The organism is Caloramator australicus RC3, assembly GCF_000297115.1.
GTDB lineage: Bacteria > Bacillota > Clostridia > Clostridiales > Caloramatoraceae > Caloramator > Caloramator australicus.
This window is the reverse complement of sequence record NZ_CAKP01000138.1, coordinates 33,173-56,874: the sequence shown is the minus strand read 5'-3', so window position 1 is coordinate 56,874 and position 23,702 is coordinate 33,173. Positions and strand designations below refer to the sequence as shown.

The 23,702-nt window shown below is 32.9% G+C and carries 26 protein-coding genes and 1 other annotated feature; all 26 genes read left to right on the top strand.

What is annotated here, in order from left to right; all coding sequences use genetic code 11:
* The first annotated feature begins 79 nt into the window (after positions 1-79).
* Complete coding sequence (locus CAAU_RS12950; RefSeq protein ID WP_008909886.1) at positions 80-520, top strand: RrF2 family transcriptional regulator; 441 nt, start codon at positions 80-82, stop codon at positions 518-520.
* A gap of 2 nt (positions 521-522) precedes the next feature.
* Positions 523-1,710, top strand: a complete 1,188-nt coding sequence (gene nifS / locus CAAU_RS12945; RefSeq protein WP_008909885.1) for a cysteine desulfurase NifS — start codon at positions 523-525, stop codon at positions 1,708-1,710.
* A 2-nt stretch (positions 1,711-1,712) separates the two neighbouring features.
* Positions 1,713-2,144, top strand: a complete 432-nt coding sequence (nifU, locus tag CAAU_RS12940; RefSeq protein ID WP_008909884.1) for a Fe-S cluster assembly scaffold protein NifU — start codon at positions 1,713-1,715, stop codon at positions 2,142-2,144.
* Between the two features lie 43 nt (positions 2,145-2,187).
* A complete protein-coding gene (gene mnmA, locus CAAU_RS12935) occupies positions 2,188-3,267 on the top strand; it encodes a tRNA 2-thiouridine(34) synthase MnmA (RefSeq protein WP_008909883.1) in 1,080 nt (359 codons plus the stop codon).
* 79 nt (positions 3,268-3,346) lie between these two features.
* Positions 3,347-3,841 carry a PRC-barrel domain-containing protein gene (locus CAAU_RS12930; protein WP_008909882.1) on the top strand — a complete coding sequence of 165 codons (495 nt, stop codon included), beginning with the start codon at positions 3,347-3,349 and terminating at the stop codon, positions 3,839-3,841.
* A gap of 8 nt (positions 3,842-3,849) precedes the next feature.
* Entirely contained in the window at positions 3,850-4,854 is a 1,005-nt protein-coding gene (locus tag CAAU_RS12925; protein WP_008909881.1) for an AI-2E family transporter, read from the top strand.
* Between the two features lie 49 nt (positions 4,855-4,903).
* Positions 4,904-5,106 (top strand) — a binding site (T-box leader).
* 42 nt (positions 5,107-5,148) lie between these two features.
* Positions 5,149-7,785 (top strand): alanine--tRNA ligase, encoded by a 2,637-nt coding sequence (gene alaS / locus CAAU_RS12920; RefSeq protein WP_008909880.1) that lies wholly within the window; start codon positions 5,149-5,151, stop codon positions 7,783-7,785.
* Between the two features lie 172 nt (positions 7,786-7,957).
* The gene (locus tag CAAU_RS12915) at positions 7,958-9,274 is read left to right on the top strand and encodes a pyridoxal phosphate-dependent aminotransferase (protein WP_008909879.1); all 1,317 of its coding nucleotides are present in this window, start codon (positions 7,958-7,960) and stop codon (positions 9,272-9,274) included.
* A gap of 172 nt (positions 9,275-9,446) precedes the next feature.
* Entirely contained in the window at positions 9,447-10,034 is a 588-nt protein-coding gene (locus tag CAAU_RS12910; protein WP_008909878.1) for a peptidoglycan recognition protein family protein, read from the top strand.
* Positions 10,035-10,146: 112 nt separating this feature from the next.
* A complete protein-coding gene (locus CAAU_RS12905) occupies positions 10,147-10,401 on the top strand; it encodes an IreB family regulatory phosphoprotein (RefSeq protein WP_008909877.1) in 255 nt (84 codons plus the stop codon).
* 51 nt (positions 10,402-10,452) lie between these two features.
* Complete coding sequence (locus CAAU_RS12900) at positions 10,453-11,406, top strand: aldo/keto reductase (protein ID WP_008909876.1); 954 nt, start codon at positions 10,453-10,455, stop codon at positions 11,404-11,406.
* Between the two features lie 12 nt (positions 11,407-11,418).
* The gene (ruvX, locus tag CAAU_RS12895; protein ID WP_008909875.1) at positions 11,419-11,832 is read left to right on the top strand and encodes a Holliday junction resolvase RuvX; all 414 of its coding nucleotides are present in this window, start codon (positions 11,419-11,421) and stop codon (positions 11,830-11,832) included.
* 64 nt (positions 11,833-11,896) lie between these two features.
* Positions 11,897-12,211 carry a DUF1292 domain-containing protein gene (locus CAAU_RS12890; protein WP_008909874.1) on the top strand — a complete coding sequence of 105 codons (315 nt, stop codon included), beginning with the start codon at positions 11,897-11,899 and terminating at the stop codon, positions 12,209-12,211.
* 296 nt (positions 12,212-12,507) lie between these two features.
* Complete coding sequence (locus CAAU_RS12885) at positions 12,508-12,729, top strand: FeoA family protein (protein WP_008909873.1); 222 nt, start codon at positions 12,508-12,510, stop codon at positions 12,727-12,729.
* Between the two features lie 17 nt (positions 12,730-12,746).
* The gene (gene feoB, locus CAAU_RS12880) at positions 12,747-14,588 is read left to right on the top strand and encodes a ferrous iron transport protein B (RefSeq protein ID WP_008909872.1); all 1,842 of its coding nucleotides are present in this window, start codon (positions 12,747-12,749) and stop codon (positions 14,586-14,588) included.
* 238 nt (positions 14,589-14,826) lie between these two features.
* Complete coding sequence (locus tag CAAU_RS12875) at positions 14,827-15,267, top strand: Fur family transcriptional regulator (RefSeq protein ID WP_008909870.1); 441 nt, start codon at positions 14,827-14,829, stop codon at positions 15,265-15,267.
* Between the two features lie 123 nt (positions 15,268-15,390).
* Positions 15,391-17,055, top strand: a complete 1,665-nt coding sequence (locus CAAU_RS12870; protein WP_008909869.1) for a ribonuclease J — start codon at positions 15,391-15,393, stop codon at positions 17,053-17,055.
* Between the two features lie 24 nt (positions 17,056-17,079).
* Positions 17,080-17,424, top strand: coding sequence for a YlbF/YmcA family competence regulator (locus tag CAAU_RS12865; RefSeq protein WP_008909868.1), 345 nt, complete (start codon positions 17,080-17,082; stop codon positions 17,422-17,424).
* A gap of 13 nt (positions 17,425-17,437) precedes the next feature.
* Positions 17,438-17,920 carry a QueT transporter family protein gene (locus tag CAAU_RS12860; RefSeq protein ID WP_008909867.1) on the top strand — a complete coding sequence of 161 codons (483 nt, stop codon included), beginning with the start codon at positions 17,438-17,440 and terminating at the stop codon, positions 17,918-17,920.
* An 87-nt stretch (positions 17,921-18,007) separates the two neighbouring features.
* Positions 18,008-18,835 (top strand): CPBP family intramembrane glutamic endopeptidase, encoded by an 828-nt coding sequence (locus CAAU_RS12855; RefSeq protein ID WP_040306742.1) that lies wholly within the window; start codon positions 18,008-18,010, stop codon positions 18,833-18,835.
* A gap of 152 nt (positions 18,836-18,987) precedes the next feature.
* Entirely contained in the window at positions 18,988-19,638 is a 651-nt protein-coding gene (locus CAAU_RS12850) for an O-methyltransferase (protein ID WP_008909865.1), read from the top strand.
* Positions 19,638-20,870 (top strand): peptidase U32 family protein, encoded by a 1,233-nt coding sequence (locus tag CAAU_RS12845; RefSeq protein WP_040306740.1) that lies wholly within the window; start codon positions 19,638-19,640, stop codon positions 20,868-20,870. Before CAAU_RS12850 ends, CAAU_RS12845 begins: the two co-directional genes overlap by 1 nt.
* Positions 20,863-21,486 carry a uridine kinase gene (gene udk, locus CAAU_RS12840; protein ID WP_008909863.1) on the top strand — a complete coding sequence of 208 codons (624 nt, stop codon included), beginning with the start codon at positions 20,863-20,865 and terminating at the stop codon, positions 21,484-21,486. Before CAAU_RS12845 ends, udk begins: the two co-directional genes overlap by 8 nt.
* Before the next feature lie 60 nt (positions 21,487-21,546).
* Positions 21,547-22,230 carry an RNA polymerase sporulation sigma factor SigK gene (sigK, locus tag CAAU_RS12835; RefSeq protein WP_008909862.1) on the top strand — a complete coding sequence of 228 codons (684 nt, stop codon included), beginning with the start codon at positions 21,547-21,549 and terminating at the stop codon, positions 22,228-22,230.
* A gap of 114 nt (positions 22,231-22,344) precedes the next feature.
* Positions 22,345-22,863 (top strand): YqeG family HAD IIIA-type phosphatase, encoded by a 519-nt coding sequence (locus tag CAAU_RS12830; RefSeq protein ID WP_008909861.1) that lies wholly within the window; start codon positions 22,345-22,347, stop codon positions 22,861-22,863.
* Positions 22,856-23,671: a shikimate dehydrogenase gene (gene aroE, locus CAAU_RS12825; protein WP_008909860.1), complete on the top strand. Its 816-nt coding sequence runs from the start codon at positions 22,856-22,858 to the stop codon at positions 23,669-23,671. The genes CAAU_RS12830 and aroE overlap by 8 nt, the downstream gene beginning before the upstream one ends.
* Positions 23,672-23,702: the final 31 nt, after the last annotated feature.

Genomic DNA, 23,702 nt, shown 5'->3' with positions numbered 1-23,702 from the left:
ATAAAATTGACAATTTTACTCGGATATGTTAATCTTAAAATGAAATCCTACTTTTTTAGTCAGAATTAGAGGTGATAGGATGAAGCTTTCAACTAGGGGGAGATATGGGGTTAAGGCGATGTTTGAACTTGCCCTTCACCATGGTGGCACCCCCGTTTCAATAAAAGAAATTGCAGAACGGCAAAATATATCTGAATATTATTTAGAACAGCTTTTTTCAAACCTTAGAAAGGCTGGGCTTGTTAAGAGCATTAGGGGAGCACAAGGAGGCTACGTTTTATCACGTCCACCCGAGGAAATAACTATAGCAGATATTTTTAATGTTTTAGAAGGACCAATTGAAGTTTCTGATTGCATAACGCAAGAAATGAATTGTTCAAGGATTAATTATTGTGCAACAAGACTTTTATGGTTAAAGATTAGCAATAGCATCAATGATATTTTAAATTCAACTACTTTACAAGATGTGGTTAACGATTATAATAACCTGCAAGAAAAAACTAAAGGAAAGGAAGAATAGGTATGGAAGGGAAAAGATTTGTTTACATGGACCATGCCGCAACAACATATGTTAAAAAAGAAGTTTTAGAGGAAATGCTTCCCTACTTTACAGAAAACTTTGGCAATCCATCGTCGGTTTACACCTTTGCAAGGAAATCAAAAAGGGCTATTGAAGATGCAAGGGAAAAGGTAGCAAAGGCTTTAAATGCTCTTCCGGATGAGATCTTTTTTACAGGCGGTGGTTCTGAGGCGGACAACTGGGCAATTAAAGGAGTTGCCTTTGCTAATAAAGATAAAGGAAACCATATAATAACAACTAAGATAGAACATCATGCGGTTTTGCATGCCTGTGAATATCTTGAAAAGCATGGTTTTGAAGTTACTTATTTAGATGTAGATGAATATGGAATGGTAGACCTTGATGAACTTAAAAGAGCTATTACTGATAAAACAATCCTTATCACAATAATGTTTGCAAATAACGAGATTGGAACAATACAGCCTATTGCTGAAATAGGAAAAATAGCAAGGGAAAAGGGAATTATATTTCACACAGATGCAGTTCAAGCAATTGGAAATGTAAAAATAGATGTTAAGGAAATGAATATAGATCTTTTATCTTTAGCTGCCCACAAGTTCTATGGGCCAAAGGGAGTTGGAGCTTTATATATAAGAAAAGGTGTAAAGATCGATAACCTAATCCATGGTGGAGGGCAGGAAAGAAGAAGGAGGGCCGGAACCGAAAACCTTCCTGGTATTGTAGGGCTTGGAAAAGCTATTGAGCTTGCTACAGAGGACATAGATGGACATAATGAAAAGATTAGAAAGTTAAGGGATAGACTTTTGAATGGTATTATGGAAAAGATTCCTTATACAAAACTAAACGGACATCCTGAAAGGAGACTTCCTGGAAACATAAATGTAAGCTTTAGGTTTATAGAGGGAGAATCTTTACTTTTACTTCTTGATCAATTTGGAATATGTGCATCAACTGGAAGTGCCTGTTCGTCAGGATCACTAGATCCATCCCATGTTCTGCTTGCTATTGGCCTTCCACATGAAATAGCCCATGGATCCTTGAGATTATCCCTTGGGGATATGAATACAGAAGAAGATGTTGATTATGTTCTTTCGGTATTACCTAATATAGTTCAAAGGCTTAGGGAGATGTCGCCTTTGTATGAAAAATTTATGAAGGGGGAAAAATAACTATGGAATACAGCGATAAAGTAATGGAACATTTTATGAATCCAAGAAATGTTGGTGAGATATCTGATGCAAATGGAATAGGAGAAGTTGGAAATCCTAAATGCGGGGATATGATGAAAATTTATTTAAAGATAGAAGATAATATTATTAAAGATGTTAAGTTTAAAACCTTTGGTTGTGGTGCAGCAATTGCTTCAAGCAGCATGGCAACAGAGCTAATAAAAGGGAAAACAGTAGAGGAGGCTTGGAATTTAACTAACAAAGCAGTTGCTGAAGCTTTAGATGGGCTTCCAGCGGTGAAGATGCACTGTTCAATTCTCGCCGAAGAAGCTATTCATAAGGCGATAAATGATTATAGGATTAAAAACGGTCTAGAACCTTGGGAGGATAAATTCTCCAAAGGGGACCATGATCATCACGAACACCATGAATAATAAAAGCCCCGGATTTTCCGGGGTATTTTAGTGGGGTGATTTAATGAAGGAAACAGTTGTAGTAGGAATGAGCGGAGGAGTTGATAGTTCTGTTGCTGCATACCTACTTAAGGAACAGGGCTACAATGTTATAGGTATAACTATGACTTTAGTTCCAAAGGATGTATTTTATGAGGAAAAGGTTGGAGGATGCTGCTCGATTTCTGCTGTTAATGATGCAAGAAGGGTAGCTGATCAGCTTGGAATATACTATTATGTCATGAATTTTAGGGAAGTATTTGAAAGGAAGGTAATAAATTATTTTATCGATGAATATCTTGCAGGAAGAACACCTAATCCGTGTATTGCTTGCAACAAGTATATAAAATTTGACGAATTTTTAAGAAAGGCAAATGCTCTTGGGGCTAAATATGTTGCAACAGGACATTATGCCTCGATTAAATATGATGACGAAAGAAAAAGATATCTTTTAATAAGGTCAAGGGATGTTAAGAAGGATCAAACCTATATGCTGTATAATTTAACTCAGCATCAACTTGCCCATACTTTAATGCCCTTAGGGGGATATACTAAAGAACAGGTAAGGAAAATAGCGGAGGATATAGGGCTTTTGGTATTTAATAAGCCTGATAGCGAAGAAATTTGCTTTGTTCCTGATAACGACTATGCAGGATTTATTGAAAGAAGAGTCCCTGATAAGGTTGAAAAGGGATATTTTGTTGATGTTAATGGGAATATTTTAGGTGAACACAAAGGGATAGTTCATTATACAATTGGACAAAGAAAGGGACTTGGACTTTCTCTTGGTAGACCTGTATTTGTAGTGGATATTATTCCAGAGAAGAATTTAGTTGTAATAGGCGATGAAAGGGAAGTATTTAAGGATAAACTTTATGCAGAGGATTTAAACTTTATTCCATTTGATAAGTTAGATGGCCCTATGAGGGTTAGTGCTAAGATAAGATACACAGCAAAGGAGGCAAAGGCTATTATAACACCTTATAAGGATGGAGTTATGGTAGAATTTGATGAACCCCAAAGGGCAATTACAAAGGGACAGTCGGTTGTATTTTATGATGGTGATATAGTTGTTGGTGGAGGAGTAATTAAAGAAGTTTTATAGAAGCCTTAAAGATTACATCTTTAAGGCTTATTTTTTTGAAAATGGTAAATAATAAGTAGTAGTAATTTGGGGTGGTTGTATGTTGAGATTTTTGGATATTAAGGGAAGGGAAGTTTTTTTCAGCAATAGAAAAATTGGTTTTTTAGAGGATATAATTGTTGATTGCAAAAATAAAAAAATTGCTTTATACGTTATTAATCCTACTAATGAAAAAGGTTTTTATTATGCTAGAATTAATGATGTTACTTTTGAAGAGGATAACATAGTTTTAAACAATAAGTGTTATAAGGTAAACAATATTAAAAATAAATGGCTTCAAAAATATTTGTTAAGTAGAATTTTGGGGGTTAATGTAATGGATGATAATTCAAAGGACTATGGTTCCCTTGCTGATGTTATCTTTGATGAAAAAACAGGAAATATTAGGGCCCTTGTTATTTCCCTTGGAATATTTGATGACTTAGTTAATGGAAGAAGAGTAATTTTGCTTGATAATGAAGATATATTAAATAGTAAGGAAATAATTGTAAAGAATACTTCTCTTGAAATAATTAACGAAATTTCAATTGTATGAGGGGTATTATGAATAGAGTGATTAAATGGTTTTTGATTAGTTTGTATTTGGTCTTTATTTTTATATTTTTATATATAGTTATAAATTATTTAAAAGCAATGCTTGTTTCAATTTTTATTGCTTATATACTACATCCAGTTGTTAAATATATCGATAAAAGGATTAAAAATTATAAAATATCCGTCTTTATAACATTGACTTTATTTATATTTCTAATCATTTTCATAATTTATTATCTTTTTCCGATTATAACAAAGGAACTTATAGAGTTAATTAACAACGCAGATAATATTTCCAATGAAATTAAAAGACTTTTCAACATTATAGATAAAATTAAAGTTCCAATATATTTAAGATCGATTTTAGATGATACTTTTTTGAAGATTCAGCACAGAGTGTTTAATGAAATGAGAAATTTATTTGATATTATTTTAAAATTTATATCCTCACTTCCTACTTATATATTGATACCTGTTTTCGTTTATTATTTTCTTGTTGATACAGAATATTTTAAAAGAAGTCTTAAATCATTGATTCCCTATAAAGGAAGGGAAAAGGTTATTGAGCTTTTTAGAAGCTATGAGAAAATAGTTGGGAATTTTATCAAAGGCCAGATTATATTATCAATTATTATTACTATTTCAACGATGATCGTGCTGATAATCTTAAAAGTAAGATATGCATTTTTGATATCAGTAGTTAATGGTTTTTTTAATATTATTCCTTATTTTGGTCCAGTTCTTGGATTTATTCCTGCCTTTTTATCTGCTCTTTCCGATTCGACCTCAAAGGCAGTATTAGTGGCCCTTAGCTTTTTTATAATTCAAGAATTGGAAAGTGGCATTATAGCGCCTAAGATATTAGAAAATACAATGGGGATTCATCCAATATTTGTTATTATTGCTTTAATAATAGGAGGCAAATTCTATGGGGCTTGGGGACTTATTTTGTCAGTGCCTGTGTTTGCGATAATTAAGGTTACATACAATTATATAGTAAATAAGCTTTACTGAAATGCTTGATTTTTTCGGTATTTTCTATATAATGTTAATTAGTAATATTATAAAGGCTGTGAAGGGAAGGAGTACACATCCTTTTTGATTTTAGAGAGAAGGCGGTTGGTGCAAGCCTTTACAAGGGGATGTGGAAGCAGTCTCGGAGCTTCCTGCCGAACTTGAGTAGGCAGAGACGGCTTTGCCGTTATCCAAATGAGTGACCATTTCGGTAATTAGGGTGGTACCGCGAAGTTAACCTTCGTCCCTTTAGGGGCGAAGGTTTTTTGCTATAGTTTTTTAGGAGGTGATATTATGAATTATATGGGAGTTAATGAGATAAGGGAAAAGTATTTATCCTTCTTTGAGGGTAAAGGCCATCTTAGGCTTCCAAGCTTTTCATTGATTCCAAAGAATGACAAAAGTCTTTTGCTTATCAATGCAGGTATGGCACCATTAAAACCATATTTTACAGGACAGGAGGTTCCACCAAATAGGAGAATAACTACTTGTCAAAAATGCATAAGAACAGGTGATATTGAAAGGGTAGGTAAAACTGCAAGGCATGCCACTTTTTTTGAAATGCTAGGTAATTTTTCCTTTGGCGATTATTTTAAAGAAGAAGTTATACCGTGGGCATGGGAATTTGTAACTGAGGTTTTGAAACTACCAAAGGAAAGATTATGGATTACTATATATCAGGATGATGATGAAGCCTTTGAAATATGGAACAAGAAGGTTGGAATACCAGCAGAAAGAATTGTAAGAATGGGCAAGGAGGATAACTTCTGGGAGATTGGAGTTGGTCCTTGCGGCCCATGTTCAGAAATTTACTTTGATAGAGGAGAAGATAAGGGTTGCGGTAAGCCAACCTGCGGAGTAGGATGTGACTGTGATAGATTTGTTGAATTCTGGAACCTTGTATTTACCCAGTTTGACAAAGACGAAGAAGGAAATTACCACAGACTAAAAAATCCAAACATAGATACAGGCATGGGCCTTGAAAGAATAGCAACTATAATGCAGGGTGTAGATAGCATATTTGAAATAGACACCATGAAAAATATTTTAAATAAAGTTTGCGAAGTTGCAAATTATAAATACGGCAGCGACGATAAGAAGGATGTTTCCGTAAGGATTATTACCGACCATATAAGAAGCGTTGTATTTATGGTTTCTGATGGAGTATTGCCATCAAATGAAGGAAGAGGATATGTATTAAGAAGGCTTTTAAGAAGAGCAGCAAGACATGGAAAACTTCTTGGAATTGAAGGGGCCTTTCTTTGGGAAATAAGCGATGTCGTTATCCAAAACTCAAAGGATGCATATCCAGAACTTAAAGAGAAGAAGGATTACATAAAGAAGGTTTTAAAGGTTGAAGAGGAAAGATTTGATGAAACGATAGATCAAGGAATGAATATATTAGAGGCATATATCGATGAACTTAAGAAGGAAAATAAAAATATTTTGGATGGTGAAAAGGCCTTTAAACTTTATGATACCTACGGATTTCCTATAGAGCTTACCCTTGAAATTTTACAGGAGAGCGGAATGGATATAGACCTTGAGGGCTTTAATAGGGAAATGGAGGCTCAAAAGGAAAGAGCAAGAGCTGCAAGGGAAGAAACAAATTATATGGGAACAGATATAGATGTTTATATGACTTTACCTGCTGACATTAATACTGTATTTGAAGGATATAATAACACTATATCAAGGGGTAAGGTTTTGGTTTTAGTTAAAGATGGTAATATAGTTGATTATGCTGAAAAGGGAGAAAATGTTGAGATAATCCTTGATAGAACATCCTTCTATGCAGAAATGGGAGGACAGGTTGGAGACACGGGAATAATAGAAGGCGAAGGATTTAAAGTAGAGATTGAAGATACAAGGAAAACGGCAAACAATAAAGTAGTCCACAAAGGCAAGGTTATAGAAGGTAAAATTAAAAAGGGCAGTGAAGTTACTGCTATTGTTGACAAGGCAAGAAGGATGGATATTGCAAGAAACCACACAGCAACCCATCTACTTCATAAAGCCCTTAAGGATGTTCTTGGCAGTCACGTAAATCAGGCAGGTTCATTAGTGGCACCAGATAGATTAAGGTTTGACTTTACCCACTTTGAAGCTATTTCATCTGAAGACTTGAGAAGAATAGAAAATATAGTTAATGATAAAATAATGGAATCCCTTGAGGTTGAAACTATTGAAACTACAATAGATGAAGCAAGAAGGATGGGAGCAACAGCTCTGTTTGATGAAAAGTATGCCGATATTGTAAGGGTTGTTAAAGCTGGTGAATACAGTATGGAACTTTGTGGAGGAACCCATGTTTTAAATACAGCTATAATCGGCTTATTTAAGATTATTTCTGAAGGAGGAGTTGCAGCTGGAGTTAGAAGAATTGAAGCTGTAACAGGAAAGGGTGCACTAAAATATATTGAATCCCTTGAAAATATGTTAAGGGATGTTGCCCTTAGACTAAAGAGCAATGTAAAGGATGTTCCAAGAAGAACAGAAATACTCCTTCAAGATCTCAAGGAAAAGGAAAGGGAGATAGAAGCTTTAAAATCAAAAATTGCAAAGGATGCTGCAATGAATCTTGTAAACGATGCTAAGGATGTTAAAGGAGTAAAGGTAATAACTGCAAGTTTTGATTTAGATGTAGATGCCTTAAGGGAACTTGGAGATAAATTAAAGGAAAGGCTTGAGACTTGTCTTGTTGTTCTTGCATCAACAAAGGATGACAAGGTGAGCTTTGTTGCCATGGCAACAACGGATGCAGTATCAAAGGGAGTTCATGCAGGAAATATAATAAGAGAAGTAGCAAAAGTAGCAGGTGGTGGCGGTGGAGGAAGACCGGACATGGCTCAAGCTGGTGGAAAGGATAAATCAAAGGTTAATGAAGCATTGGATACTGTTTATAAATTGGTGGAGGATATAGTTAAATAGTAAAGGGGCTGCATTTGCAGCCTCTTAATTTTTGACAAAGAAAAGAAAAATTATGTGCTTTGTTTAATGATAGTTTAAGTTTTTAGTAGAAATGAGTAAAAAATAGTGTTAAAATAATAATTGGGGTAAAAATCTGAATAATTAAAAATATTTATAGAAGGGAGCTTTTAAAATGAGTAAACCGGTTTTATCTGCTCATTTTGAATCAAGAACGCCGTCAGATGTTAGATTAGCACAGATGAAATATGAAGAAAGAAAAGTTAAACCTCAAGCTGTTATTAACGTTGGTATTGGTAATGTTTCTCTCCCAACAAATCCAGCAATGATGAAAAGAATGTTTTCACTCGATGCACCTGAAAGTCCATTTGCAAAGGGTGTTATAAGATATTCAACTACAGTTGGCTTTAAAGAAACTCAGGATGCTTTTAAAAATATCCTTGAGGCTGAAGGATTTGATACAAGCAAGCTTTATGTTCAGATAACTGATGGTGGTTCTGCTGCGATGGAAATTGTTTTATTAGGCGTATGCGGCCCAGCAGGTTCAGATGAAAGACCACTACTTATGATTGACCCAGCTTATACTAATTATATTTCCTTTGCAGAAAGAATAGGAAGAAAAATAGTTACAGTAAAACGTAGTTTGGATGAAAATGGAAAATTTAGTCTACCAGAAATAAACAAAATTGAAGAAATGATTAAGGAACATAACCCAGGAGCACTTCTTGTTATACCATATGATAATCCTACAGGACAACTTTATGATTATGAAACCCTTATTGAGTTAGCTAAATTATGCGTAAAATATAACATGTGGATGATTAGCGACGAAGCATATCGTGAACTTTATTATACAGAAGATACAAAATTGGTAAGCATATGGGGAGTAACTGATGCAGAAGTTCCTGGAATAGAAGGAAGAAGAATAAGCATAGAAACTGCATCAAAGGTATGGAATGCATGCGGCTTAAGAATCGGTGCAATAATTACTGATAATTATGAATTCCATAATCGTGCTGTAGCAGAATATACTGCAAACCTATGTGCTAACGTAATAGGACAATATATATTTGGAGCACTTGCCCATGAATCAAAGGAACAAATATTAGGTTGGTGCAAGAGCGTTAGAGATTATTATAAGGAACAAATTATAAACGTATACAATGGATTCAAAAAGCTAGAGCCTAATTTAATTATTTCCAGTCCAGATGCTTCAATATATTTGGTAATTGACGTTAGAAATGTTGTAAAGCCAGGATTTGATTCAATAGATTTTGTCCTCTATTGTGCAGAAAAAGGTTCAGCTATAATAGATGGAGTTGAAACAACTTTATTAGTAGCACCTATGAAGGGATTCTACAATGTTGAAGAAGGTGAATATAATCCAGGAACTACACAATTTAGAATTTCATTCGTAGAATCACCAGAAAACATGGCAAAGGTTCCTGAATTATTCATAAAGCTTCTAAGACAATATGAAGCACAAAGATAATTGATGGGGTGGGATGCTTAAAATTCCACCCTTGATTATTTTGGAAATTGCTATAGGCATTAGATATACATGGCAATTGGGATGGCTTGAATAAAAGGGAAGTTGATTTTTGTCCCCAAATGACATCATTATTCATAAAATAAGATAAGAAGAATTAAAAGGGGATGAGATTATGAAACAGCAGGGGAAATTTATTCTTATGAATAGAGAGGACTTTAAAGAATATATATTAAAACTTAAAGTTAAAAGGATAATTAAGTTAATTCAAAATCACCATACCTATATTCCAAGCTATAAGGAATTTAAGAATAATCATTTCAGACTTTTAGAGGGGATGGAAAGAAGCCACCTTGCAAGGGGATTTAATGAGATAGGGCAAAACATTACAATATTTCCAGACGGTTTGATTGCAATCTGTAGGCCTCTTGATATTCCGCCTGCCTGCATAAAGGGGGCAAATGAAAATGGAATTTGTATAGAAAGCGTCGGAAATTTTGATATAGGCGGGGATAAGATGACGGAAGAACAAAAAAAGAGCATTATATTTGTAAATGCTCTGCTATGCAAAAAATTCAAGTTAACACCAAGCACCGATACGATAGTATATCACCACTGGTTTGATCTTGAAACTGGAAAAAGATTAAACGGAAAGGGGATAACAAAATCTTGCCCTGGAACAAACTTTTTTGGAGGAAATACTGTAGAAGCTGCAAAGAAAAATTTTATTCCACTTATTTTGGATGAATTAAAAAAATTATAAACTTACTATATTATGATTGATTTATTATCCTTATTTGGTATAATTATAATAAACATTGGAAAATATTTATATAAGTATCTTTTCACAGTCACATAAGAAGGGTGTGGTTTGGATGGCTGAGAATAAAGAAGGAACAATGCAGTTTAAATTTAATCTTGAGGGAAATACAAAAGTTCAAGAGATTTTAACTGAAGTTTATGCTGCTTTGAAGGAAAAGGGGTATAATCCAATAAATCAGCTTGTAGGATATATACTATCTGGCGATCCAACTTATATTACGAGTTTTAAGAATGCAAGATCTTTAATTAGGAAAATCGAAAGGGATGAGCTTTTGGAGGAGCTTTTAAGGGCATATCTAGAAAAGTAATGCATGCAAGATGTCTTGCATGCTAAATTTTTGCTTTTAAGGGGGCATTATATGGAATATATAAAACTTGGAAATACCGATATTAATGCATCTAAATTATGTTTTGGAAGTTTGACTATAGGTCCTTTGCAGGCAAATTTGCCGATTGAAGAGGGTGCAAAAATTATATTAAAGGCCTTTGAGCTTGGCGTTAATATTATAGATACTGCAAAAATTTATAAAACATATCCTTATATAAAAAGGGCTCTTGAAATGTTTGATGATAGGGATAAAATTATTATTTCAAGCAAATCCTATGATTACACCTATGGTGGAATGAAGGACAGCATTAATGAGGCATTAAAGGAAATGGGTGTTAAATCCCTTGGGATATTTATGCTTCATGAACAGGAGAGTAGATTAACTCTAAAGGGACATAAGGATGCACTTCGATGTTTAGTAGATGCTAAAAAGTCTGGCGTTATTAAAGCTATTGGAGTATCTACCCATGCTGTAGAGGTTGTTGAGGCAATATCAGAAATGGAAGAAGTTGATATAGTTCATCCTATTTTCAACAAAAAAGGTCTTGGAATAATCGATGGAACTATAGAAGATATGATTGCCGCAATAAAAAAGGCTTACAATAACGGAAAGGGAATAATTGCAATGAAACCTCTTGGTGGAGGTAATCTAATAAAGAATGTAGACGAGGCTTTTGATTTTGTTTTAAACTTTCCATATGTCCATTCTGTAGCAGTTGGAATGCAAAACATTGAAGAGGTCTATGCTAATGTTCAAAGGTTTGAAGGGAAAAAAGTTGATGAAGATTTAAAGGAAAAATTAAAAAATAAAAGAAGAAGATTGCATATAGAAGAATGGTGTGAGGCATGTGGAAATTGTGTTGAAAATTGCCCTAATGATGCCCTTTATGTTAAAGGTGGCAAACTATTTTGTGACAGAGAAAAATGCCTTCTTTGCGGATATTGTTCTGCATATTGTAAGAACTTTTGTTTAAAAATAATTTAAGGAGGAAAAAGAGTGAGAATCTTAGGACTTGATATTGGAGAAAAAAGGATAGGAATTGCCCTAAGCGATCCATTAGGATGGATTGCCCAAAGTTTAAAAACATTAGAAAGAAAAAGTATTAAAAACGATGTGGAGGAAATAATAAAAATAATCAATGATTATCAAGTAGAAAAGGTGGTGGTGGGTCTTCCAAAGAACATGAATGGAACGTTAGGTGAATCAGGACAAAAAGTTATGAATTTTTGTGAAAAGCTTTTGGAAAAAATAAATATTGAATTGATATATGAGGATGAAAGGCTTACCACCATGGCTGCAGAAAAGGTTCTTATTGATGCAGACCTCTCAAGAAAAAAAAGGAAGGGAGTTATTGATTCTCTTGCTGCAACCTTTATTCTTCAGACATATCTAGATAGAAATAGAAAATAATAGTTGACAAAAATTTCATTTAATCTTAAAATATCAATATATTAAATGAAACGAGGTGTTAATTATGTCACATGAACATCATCATGACCATGAACATGAAAACATAGTTGTTTTAACTGATGAAAACGGCGTTGAAACAGAGTTCGAGATTATCACATCTTTAGAAGTTGATGATAAACTATACTATGTCCTTTATCCTCTAGATTCAGAAGATGATGAAGCTGTTGTTTTAAGATATGATGAGGATGAAAATGGAGAAGGAACTTTAGCAGCTATAGAAGATGATGAAGAGTTTGATAAAGTTGCTAGGGCTTATGAGGAATGGCTAGAAGAGGAAGACTTTGAAGAATTCGAAGATGACGAAGAAGATGAATTCTAATTAAGGTAGGTATTTACCTACCTTTTTAATTTGGTTCTATGTTCAAATTCAGGTGGGCAAATAATAGTTTTGCTCACCTTTATTTTGTTTAAATCAGAAAAATAAATCAGACCGTTACAAAAGTATTTTTAAGTCCGCTGAAGAATTCAAGAGGGCTTATAGATGATTAAAAATAAACGTTTGTAGGGTTATGAAATTAATATTTTAAAAAATATTGTAATATTGACAATCATTATCACCAATTGTATAATAATAATGAGAATAAAAATCATTTACATAAATATGGAGGTGGCCATATGACTTTGGATAAGGCAAGGGTTGGTCAGAAAATAATTATTAAAAATATACTCGATGATAACATAAGAGTTCAAGCCATAAGATTAGGACTATATGAAGGTGCTAATGTAAAGTGTTCGGCTAAAATACCCTTTGGGCCCATTATAATTGGAAACAGATTGCAGGAGATAGCTGTGGGAAGGGAACTTGCAAAAAAAATTCAAATCGATGTTCTAAATTAACTTAAAGGAGGATATGTATGAACTGCTGTGAAGGATTAAAGATTGAAATACCTAAGGGGGCTAATAAAATAGTCCTTGCAGGAAATCCAAATGTTGGAAAGTCTGTGTTTTTTAATGCATTGACAGGTATGTATGTAGATGTCTCAAATTTTCCGGGAACGACAGTTGATATCTCCCATGGAAAATTTGGTAAAGACGTTGTTATGGATACACCAGGTGTATATGGAGTTTCGTCTTTTAATGATGAAGAGAGAGTTGCAAAAGATGTTATTATATATGGCGATATTATTTTAAATGTAGTTGATGCACTTCATTTAGATAGGGACTTATTCTTAACTTTACAACTTATCGATATGGGAAAGCCAATAATAGTTGCTCTTAATATGATGGATGATGTGGAAAGAAATGGGATCAAGATTGATGTAGATAAATTAAGTGAAATTTTAGGTGTTCCGGTAATTCCAACTGTTGCTATTCAAGGCAAGGGAATAGACGAAGTTAAGAAAAGAATTTATGATGCTAAGCTAGGGAAGATGCATCCAAAGATTTTAGAATATTTAGAAGGAATAAAGGATAAGGTTCAATTGCAAAGTGAAGCTTTGATGGTTTTAGAAGATGATGAGGAGATGCTGAATAACTATAATTTAGAACCTCTAAATCTTAGAGAGGAAATTTATAGGTTAAGAAGACAGAGGGTTGATGATATTGTTTCAAAGGTAGTCCTAAAAGATTATGATAGAAGCACGATAAGACAAAAAATAGGATACTTTATGTTAAACCCAATTACAGGTATTCCACTCTTAATTGCGGTTTTATATGTTATATATAAAGTTATAGGAGTGTTTGTTGCTGGAACTATAGTTGGGATAACGGAAGAGACTATAATGCAGGGTTACTATGAACCACTTATAAAAAATATATTTTCTAACTTATTTGGGGGAAATAGCGCATTATTTAGAGCCTTTGCAGGGGAATTTGGATTATTTACTTTAACTCCAACATATGTTTTAGGCCTTTTAATGCCCCTTGTTGTGGCTTTTTATTTCTTTATGTCCTTGCTTGAGGATTCGGGCTATCTTCCAAGAATTGCAGCTTTAACTGATAAAGTATTATCCTTCTTTGGTTTAAATGGAAGGGCAATAATACCTATAATACTTGGTTTTGGATGCATAACTATGGCAACGATCACAACAAGGCTTTTAGGAACAAGAAGGGAAAAAATTATTGCAACAGCACTATTAGGGCTTACTATTCCATGCTCTGCACAGCTTGGTGTTATTGCTGGGATGATAGCGCCACTTGGAGCGAAATATCTATTAATATACTTGACCACTATATTTATAGTATTTGCACTAACAGGAACGATTTTAAATAAATTGTTGCCTGGAGAATCATCATATTTATTTATAGATTTGCCACCAGTAAGAATACCAAGACTTTCCAATGTGCTTAAAAAGACATGGACTAAAACCTGGATGTTTTTAAAAGAAGCAACTCCGTTATTTGCTCTTGGTGCATTAATTATAACGTTTTTAAATGAAACAAATTTATTAATCTATATTCAAAACTTCTTTGCACCATTTACAGTTAATATTTTAAAACTTCCCAAGGAAGCTGCTAATGCATTTATAATGGGAATAATAAGAAGAGATTTTGGTGCGGCAGGTCTTACAGATTTAGTTTTAACTCCTGAACAGACGGTGGTTTCACTTGTTACTATCACTCTTTTTGTTCCATGTATTGCTTCTATAATAGTAATGTTTAAGGAAAGGAGTAAACAGGAGGCATTATCAATTTGGATAGGAAGCTTTATCATGGCATTTTTAGTTGGTGGAATATTAGCACTTATCTTAATATGAAGGTGATATTATGGAAATAAAATGTCCAACCTGTGGATATGTTGTTAAAGATTCTGTCATTTGCCCAAGGTGTAGGACAAAATTAATTTCTTGCTTTAATTGCAGCGGCAATTGTTCCAAGTGCAGTTTGGCTAAAAAGGATAAAAAATAACTTTTTTCAATTGAGATTCTATTGACAATAAAGAATTACCAATGTAAAATTTAACTAATGAAAATTTTTCATTGGGGTGTTATTATAATGATGACAAAGGAAGAAACAGAAAAACTAAAACAAGATTTAAAGGAAAGAGGTTATAAATTAACGCCACAAAGAAGAGCAATTTTAAATGTTATAATTGATAATGAAGGAAAACACTTATCGCCAGAGGAAATTTATGATCAAGTAAAAATGGAATGCCCAGAAATAGGTTTAGCAACCGTATATAGAACTGTTCAGCTTCTTGAAAAAATGGGTATTCTGTATAAAATGAATTTTGATGATGGTGTTAGTCGATATGAATTGGTCCATAGCACAGAGGATCATCAACATCACCACTTAATTTGTTTAAAGTGCGGCGCAATTGAAGAGGTGGAGGATGATTTATTAGAGGTTTTGGAGGATAGGATATCAAAGAAATATGATTTTTCAATAGAAAACCATGATGTTAAGTTTTACGGCTATTGTAAAAGGTGCAAGTAAAATGCATGAAAGCTGCTTGACAGCTTTTCATGCTTTATTTTTTAACATAATGATTATATATATTTTGGATTTTGTGGTAAAATACATATAGAAGTTATGTCGGATATAAAGGAGGGAATTTGCTTGACAAAAAAAGATAAACTAAAGATTGTTCCATTGGGCGGAGTTAATGAAATAGGGAAAAATATGACCATGATTGAATATAAAAATGAGATAATTGTTATAGATTGTGGTCTTATGTTTCCAGAAGAAGAGATGTTCGGAATAGATGTTGTTATTCCTGATGTTTCGTATTTAATTAAAAATAAAGATAAAGTTAAGGGGATATTTTTAACCCACGGTCATGAGGACCACATTGGTGGACTTCCTTATATTTTAAAGCAGTTAAACGTCCCTGTATATGGAACAAGATTAACCCTTGGAATTGTTGAAACAAGGCTTAAGGATCATGGGCTTTTAACCACATCTGATCTGAGGGTTGTAACCGCAGGGGATATTGTGGAGCTTGATACTATGAAGGTAGAATTTATAAGAAACTGCCACAGCATTGCAGATTCATGCTCATTGGCCATCCATACAAACCTTGGGACAATAGTTCATACTGGAGATTTTAAAATAGATTATACACCAATTGATGGGGCGACTATGGATCTTGCAAGATTTGCTGAACTGGGAAAAAAGGGAGTTCTTCTACTACTTGCTGATAGCACAAATGTTGAACGACCAGGTTATACGATGTCTGAAAGGGTTGTTGGAGAGACCTTTGATAACATATTCCAAGAGGCTACGGGCAGGATTATAGTTGCAACCTTTGCATCAAATGTCCATAGAATTCAGCAGATTATAAATTCTGCTTGTAAATTCAATAGAAAGCTTGCGGTATCAGGAAGAAGCGTAGAAAATATCGTTGAGGTGGCCTATGCCCTTGGTTATCTTGATATACCAGAGGGGCTTTTAATTAGCATTGATGATATAAACAGATATAACGATAAACAAATAGTAATTTTAACAACGGGAAGTCAAGGGGAACCAATGTCGGCCCTTGCAAGGATGTCGACTTCTGAGCACAAGAAGGTTGAAATAAAAGAGGGAGACCTTGTTATTATTTCAGCAACTCCTATTCCTGGTAATGAAAAATTAATTTCAAGAGTTATAAATCAATTATTTAAAAAGGGAGCTAATGTTTATTATCAATCCCTTGCTGATGTTCATGTTTCTGGCCATGCTTGCCAAGAGGAATTGAAACTTATCCATACCCTTACAAGGCCCAAATATTTTATGCCTGTTCATGGTGAATTTAGGCACTTAAAACAGCATGCCTTTTTAGCAGAAAAACTAGGGATGGATAGATCAAATATATTTATTGCTGAGATAGGACAGGTTCTTGAAATTACTAAAGATGGAGCAAAATTAAATGGTAATATCCCAGCAGGCCAGGTTCTTGTTGATGGCCTTGGAGTTGGAGATGTTGGAAACATAGTTTTAAGGGATAGAAAGCATTTATCTCAAGATGGAATTTTAACTGTTGTTGTTACCATCGACAGATCAAATGGGAAAATTTTAGCAGGACCGGATATTATATCAAGGGGATTTGTTTATGTAAGAGAGTCGGAGGACCTTATTGAAGAGGCAAAAAAACTAGTAAAAAAAGCAATAGATGAATGTCTAAGCAATCAAATTACTGAATGGGCTACAATAAAATCAAATATAAGAGATATTTTAAGGGATTTTCTATATGAAAAGACTAAGAGAAAACCAATGATATTACCTATAATTATGGAAATATAAATTTTACTTTAGGGGGTGGTTTCTTTGTATATTTATGACAAAGTTCACGAATTTGCAAGGGAACTTAAAAATACGCCTGAAGTTGTAAACTACAAAAAAGCCCTTGACAAGATCAATTCAAATGAAAAATACAAAAAAATGGTGGAAGACCTAAGAAAAATGCAATTTGAAATTTACTCTATTCAGCTTCAAGGTAAACAGCCTAGCGAAGATCAGATTAAGGCCTTTGAAAGTTTATCTAATATTATTAGTTTAAATCCAGAAGTTAAAGAATTTTTAGAAGCTGAAATGAGATTTTTAACCTTATGGCAGGATATTTTTAAGATAATTACTGATACAATTGGAATTGATTTAAATCCAAACTTATAATATGGAGGTTGCCATGGATAGGGGAAAAATTCAATATCTAACGAAGGCAGGGATAATAGCTGCAGTTTATGCTGTGCTTACGATATTTTTGATGCCGATATCCTATGGGCCTGTTCAATTTAGAATTTCAGAAGCCCTGACTGTATTACCTTTTGTTGAACCTGCAGCTATTCCCGGACTTTTTGTCGGATGCATTTTTGCTAATTATTTCGGTGGGTTAGGATGGGTAGATATTGTTTTTGGAAGTTTAACAACGTTACTTGCAGCATATTTAACTTCAAAAATGCCTAATAAATATCTTGCCGTGCTGCCACCTATCTTCTTAAATGCCTTTATAGTTGCAATATGGGTTCAACAATTTATTGGAGAGGAAGTGAAAATAAAGGGCATTAGCCCCTATTGGGTTACCGTTGGGACAATTGGATTTGGTGAATTTGTTACTGCGGGAATTTTAGGATTAATGCTATTAACGGTTTTTGAAAGGATTAAAAGATAAATGGGAATATTTACCCATTTATCTTATTTTATTTTTGTGTTAAAGTGGAAAATAAATATATTAAATCTGATTAAGAAGGTGTTATGGTTGAAAAAAATACTAAAACTCATCGGACTACTAATAATGTTTGGATTGGTGTATTTTGCATTAAACTTTGGATATGTTTTTATTATTGCTTTTATTAGAGGAATAATATATGTTATTCAAAATCCAGATAAAATCAATGACGATTCTATGATTATAGTTATGGAAAAATTTTTTAGTCAGTATGGTTTGATCTCAATGGTAGTTGCCGAGATAGTTGCATTAGGGATTTACTATTTTATTTATAAATCAAGAAATTTAGACCTTGTAAAAGTTTGCAATTTTTCAAGAGTTTCTTTCATCAAGGTAATATTATATATACTTTTAGGATCATCGTTTTCAATATTAATTAGATTTCTAGTTGGAATTTTATCAATGTCTGATTTATTTAGAAATGCCGTAAATGATTATAACAAAATAACCGAATATGCTATTGGTAATAATATAGCTTTAATTATAATAGCTGTATTATTAATTGGGCCTATATTTGAGGAGATTATGTTTAGAGGTATGATTTTTAATGAGCTTAAGAATAATATTAATATTTATTTGGCTTTAGCCTTGCAAAGCGTTATATTTGGTGTTTATCATATGAATTTAATACAGGGACTTTATGCAGCATTATTAGGCTTAGTTCTTGGAATTTTATATTATTGGGAAAGAACTATATGGGTGCCAATTATAATACACATAAGTTTCAATGTGGCAGGAGTTATCAATAATGAATTACTTTTTTCACCCTTGGCGATACTTGTTAGTGTGATAACTGTTGTTTTTGTAATTGCTTATTTAAATAAGAATAAAGCATTTTCTAGGAGTAGTATGTTATAACTACTCCTTTTATTTATTACCCTTTTGCTGCTTGAGTTAAATAAAATTAAGTGCTATAATTTAAAAAGTTAATATCAACAAATTTCAACAAAATATTTGCAATTAAGTTGTGTTAAAATATATATAAGCATTTATATTGCATGGAGGGAAAAATGAGTAGTATAGTTCATGACTATGTCGAAGATTATATTAGAGGGTTAATACAACAAAAGGATGAAATACTACTTGAATTAGAAGATTATGCAGCAAAAAATAGTGTTCCAATAATCCATAAGGAAGTTGGACAGCTCTTGAAGATATTAATAAAAGGAAATGATGTTAAGAATATTTTAGAGGTTGGGACAGCAATAGGTTATTCTGCTATTCTAATGGCAAAGGCATGTGAAGATTGCAAAATCACTTCCATAGAAAGAGACGAAACTATGTTAAATAAAGCAATGGAAAATATAAACAAAGCAAACCTTAATAATAGAATAAAAATAATCTTTGGTGAAGCAGGTGAGGTTTTGCCAAATCTTGAAGGAAAGTTCGACCTTATTTTCTTAGATGCTGCGAAGGGACATTATATTCATTTTTTACCTGATTGTCTAAGGCTTTTAAAAGATGGCGGGATGCTAATATCTGACAATGTTTTATTTAGAGGAATGATAGCAACAAATGAACTTGTAAAAAGAAGAAAAATTACAATAGTTAAAAGACTTAGAAGATATCTTGATGCGATATCGAATCATCCTAATTTAGAAACCGTCGTTCTTCCTATAGGAGATGGGCTTGCAATAAGCCTTAAGATTAAGGAGGTGTAATATTGAAGATAGAACTTTTAGCACCAGCTGGAAATCTTGAAAAGCTCAAAGTTGCTGTTCTATATGGAGCAGATGCAGTTTATATAGGCGGTGAAGCCTATAGCCTTAGGGCTATGGCGGATAATTTTGACCTTGAGGATATGAAGAAAGGACTTAAATTTGCCCATGAACATGGTGCAAAGGTTTATGTTACAGTTAATATTTTTGCACATAACGAGGACTTAAAGGGTATGCCTATATATATAAAGACCTTAAATGATATAGGCGTAGATGCTATAATAGTATCAGACCCAGGTGTTTTTTCAATAGTTAAGGAAGTTGCACCTGATATGGAAGTTCATATAAGCACTCAGGCAAACAATACAAACTATAAAACCTGTGAGTTTTGGTATAAGCTTGGAGCAAAAAGGGTAGTTCTTGCAAGGGAGTTATCTTTAAAGGAAATAAAGGAAATAAAAAAAATGGCTCCAAAGGACTTAGAACTAGAAGCATTTGTTCATGGGGCGATGTGTATATCCTATTCAGGAAGATGCCTTTTATCAAATTATATGACCTACAGAGATGCCAACAGAGGTGCTTGCGCTCACCCCTGTAGGTATAAATATTATTTAGTTGAAGAGAAAAGACCTGGGCAGTATTTCCCAATATATGAAGATGAACGTGGAACATATATATTAAATTCTAATGATTTGTGCATGATAGAACATATCCCTGAACTAGTTGAAAGTGGAATAACAAGCTTTAAAATAGAAGGTAGAATGAAAAGTTCCTATTATGTAGCAACGGTTGTTAAAGCTTATAGACAAGCAATTGATGCTTATCTTGAGGATAAGGATAATTATAAATTTAATCCTAAGTGGCTTGAAGAGGTTTCAAAGGCAAGCCATAGGGAATTTTCAACTGGTTTTTATTTTGGTAAACCACAAAAGCAAATTTATTCAACATCTTCATATATAAGAACCCATGATGTTGTCGGAATCGTTGTTGATTACGATGAAAATAGCAAAGTAGCTACAATAGAACAAAGAAATAAAATATTCAAGGGTGATATGGTTGAAATTTTAACTCCAAAGGGTGACAATTTTACCTTAACATTAGAGCATATGTGGAATGCTGAAGGAGAAGAAATAGATTCTACTCCACATCCACAGATGATATATAAAATAAAAACGGATAAAAAATTAAAACCATATGATATGTTGGTTAAAGAGAAAGGGGATAAAGATGAGTAGACCTATATTAATTGGGATTGCAGGTGGAACTGGTTCAGGAAAAAGCACTGTTGCAAATGAGATATTTTATAGTCTGCCGGGGGAAAGTATAGCAGTAATTGAACAAGATTCCTACTACAAGGATCAAAGTCACCTAACATTAGAAGAGAGAAAAAAGACCAACTATGACCATCCCGATGCCTTTGATACAGAACTTTTAGTAAAACACCTTAAAATGCTTCTTGATGGGGAAGCAATAGAAAAGCCAATGTATGATTTTGAGGTCCATAATCGCAAGAAAGAAACTATAAAGGTTGAACCAAAGGATATAATTATTTTGGAAGGGATACTTATATTGGCAGAACCAGAAATTAGAAATTTGTTAGATATTAAAATATTTGTTGATACCGATGCCGATGTTAGAATTATTAGAAGAATTCAAAGGGATATTAAGGAAAGAGGAAGAACAATAGATTCGGTAATAGATCAATATATGAATGTTGTCCGCCCAATGCATATGCAATTCGTTGAGCCAACAAAACGATATGCGGATATTATAATACCAGAGGGTGGATGTAATAAGGTAGCAATAGATATATTAATAGCAAAAATAAAACAAATTTTAGCGAAAAATTAGTAACAAATACCCTCCAGTTGGCATATTATAATACATAGCCACCTGGGGGGTGAAACTTAGTTGCTGCAAATTATTCTTCTAATTATTGAAACTACAGAAAATTTTATTGGATATCTAACGAATGGCAAGTCTTTTCCACAGCCCCTTACAGAGGAGGAGGAAAGAGAATTATTTTTAGCTTATAAAAAGGGTGATCAGAAGGCAAAAAACGAACTTATAACTCGTAATTTAAGATTAGTTGCCCACGTCATTAAAAAGTTTAACCCTAATCCAAAGGATTCTGATGATTTGATATCCATAGGAACAGTTGGTCTTATAAAAGCGATTGAGACTTTTGATAAGGCAAAGGGAAGCAGATTTGCAACCTATGCAGCAAGGTGTATAGAAAATGAGATTTTAATGCATGTAAGGAGCACTAAAAAATCAAAATCTGAAGTCTACCTTCAAGATCCAATCGGAGTTGACAAGGAAGGCAATGAGATATGCCTTATTGATATACTAGGAACAGATAGTGAAAAAATAGTAGATGAAGTAGACAATAAGATTTCAACAAAAAAACTAAAGACCCTTATAAATAAAATTTTAGATGAAAAAGAAAAAATAATAATCGAATTGAGATATGGAATATCAGGTGAGCCTTTAACACAAAGGGAAATTGCTAAAATGCTTGGGATATCAAGGTCGTATGTTTCAAGAATAGAAAAAAGGGCTCTTAAAAAACTTGCAAAGGCTATGAAGGTTTAAGGGCATTTCAGAAAATCTGGAATGCTCTTTTTATGTAAAATTTTCTAAAAAAAACTTTATATTAATATTCGCTACATGTATAATATATGTGAATACTATATTATGAGGTGCTGTATGTTAAGGGATATAAGACCGGATTTTTATGTTCCAAGTATTTATTCAATTGATTTTTCTAAACTAAAAAAAATAGGAATAAAATCGTTAATTGTTGATATAGATAATACATTAATGTATTGGGGAGCAAAGAATCCAGATGAAAGAGCAAAGGAGCTTTTAAATTATCTTGTTAATGAAGGTTTTAAAGTATGTCTATTATCTAATAGCTCTAAAAGGAGAATAACAAGGTTTAAAGGAAACATTGATATAGAATATTATTCAGCTCTTGGAATTAAACCCATGAAAAAAATGTTTGAAGGGGCATTAAAGATATTAAATTCTAAACCTACTGAGACCTGTTGTATAGGAGATCAGATTTATACTGATGTTTTAGGTGCCAAAAGGTGCGGGATTATTACTATTTTAGTAGATCCTACAGAAAAAAAAGAATTTATTACTACAAAATTAATAAGACAATTTGAAGGAAAAATAAGGAATAGCCTAAACTATTCAAAGGAGATAATGAAAGATGAATGAAATTTATGGGCTATTAGGCAAAAAACTTGGTTATAGCTTTTCGCCAATAATACATAACATTATTTTAAAAGAATTAAATATCAATGGATTATATTGTTTATTTGAAGTTGAAGAGGATAAGTTAAATTTAGCCTTTGAAGGATTTAAAATATTAAAAATAAAGGGTATCAATGTAACTATTCCATATAAAATAAAAACTATAGAATTGGTTGATGAATTATCTTTGGAAGCTAAAAATATAGGCTCAATTAATACGATAAAGTTTATGGAAGGATATTCTATAGGTTATAATACGGATTATTTTGGCTTTATTAGATCATTATCAAAATATAACATTGATGTTAAAAATAAGATAGTTTATGTTTTAGGAACAGGTGGAGCATCAAGGGCTGTTATTCAAGCCCTAAAGGATTTAAATTCAAAGAAAATAATTGCTGTAACAAGGAACAAAAAAAATAAAAAGGATCTGGATGTGGAACTTATTGATTATTATGAGCTATCAAAGAAAGGAAAAGGGGATATTTTAATCAATTGCACTCCATTAGGTATGAATCCGGATTTGGATATTTTACCTATAGAAAGAGACATCATTGCTAATTTTAGTATTGTTTATGACTTAATTTATAATCCAAAGGAAACAATCCTAATGAAATGGGCAAAACAATTTAATATTCCTTCCTATAATGGAATGGCAATGCTGGTTTACCAGGCGATAAAGGCTCAGGAAGTTTGGAATGGAACAAATTTAGATATTAAATTAACAGATAAAATAATAGAAATTCTTAATAAAGATGTTTTAAAAATGTAAAAACCTGTAAAAATTATAATAAGAAAATTTT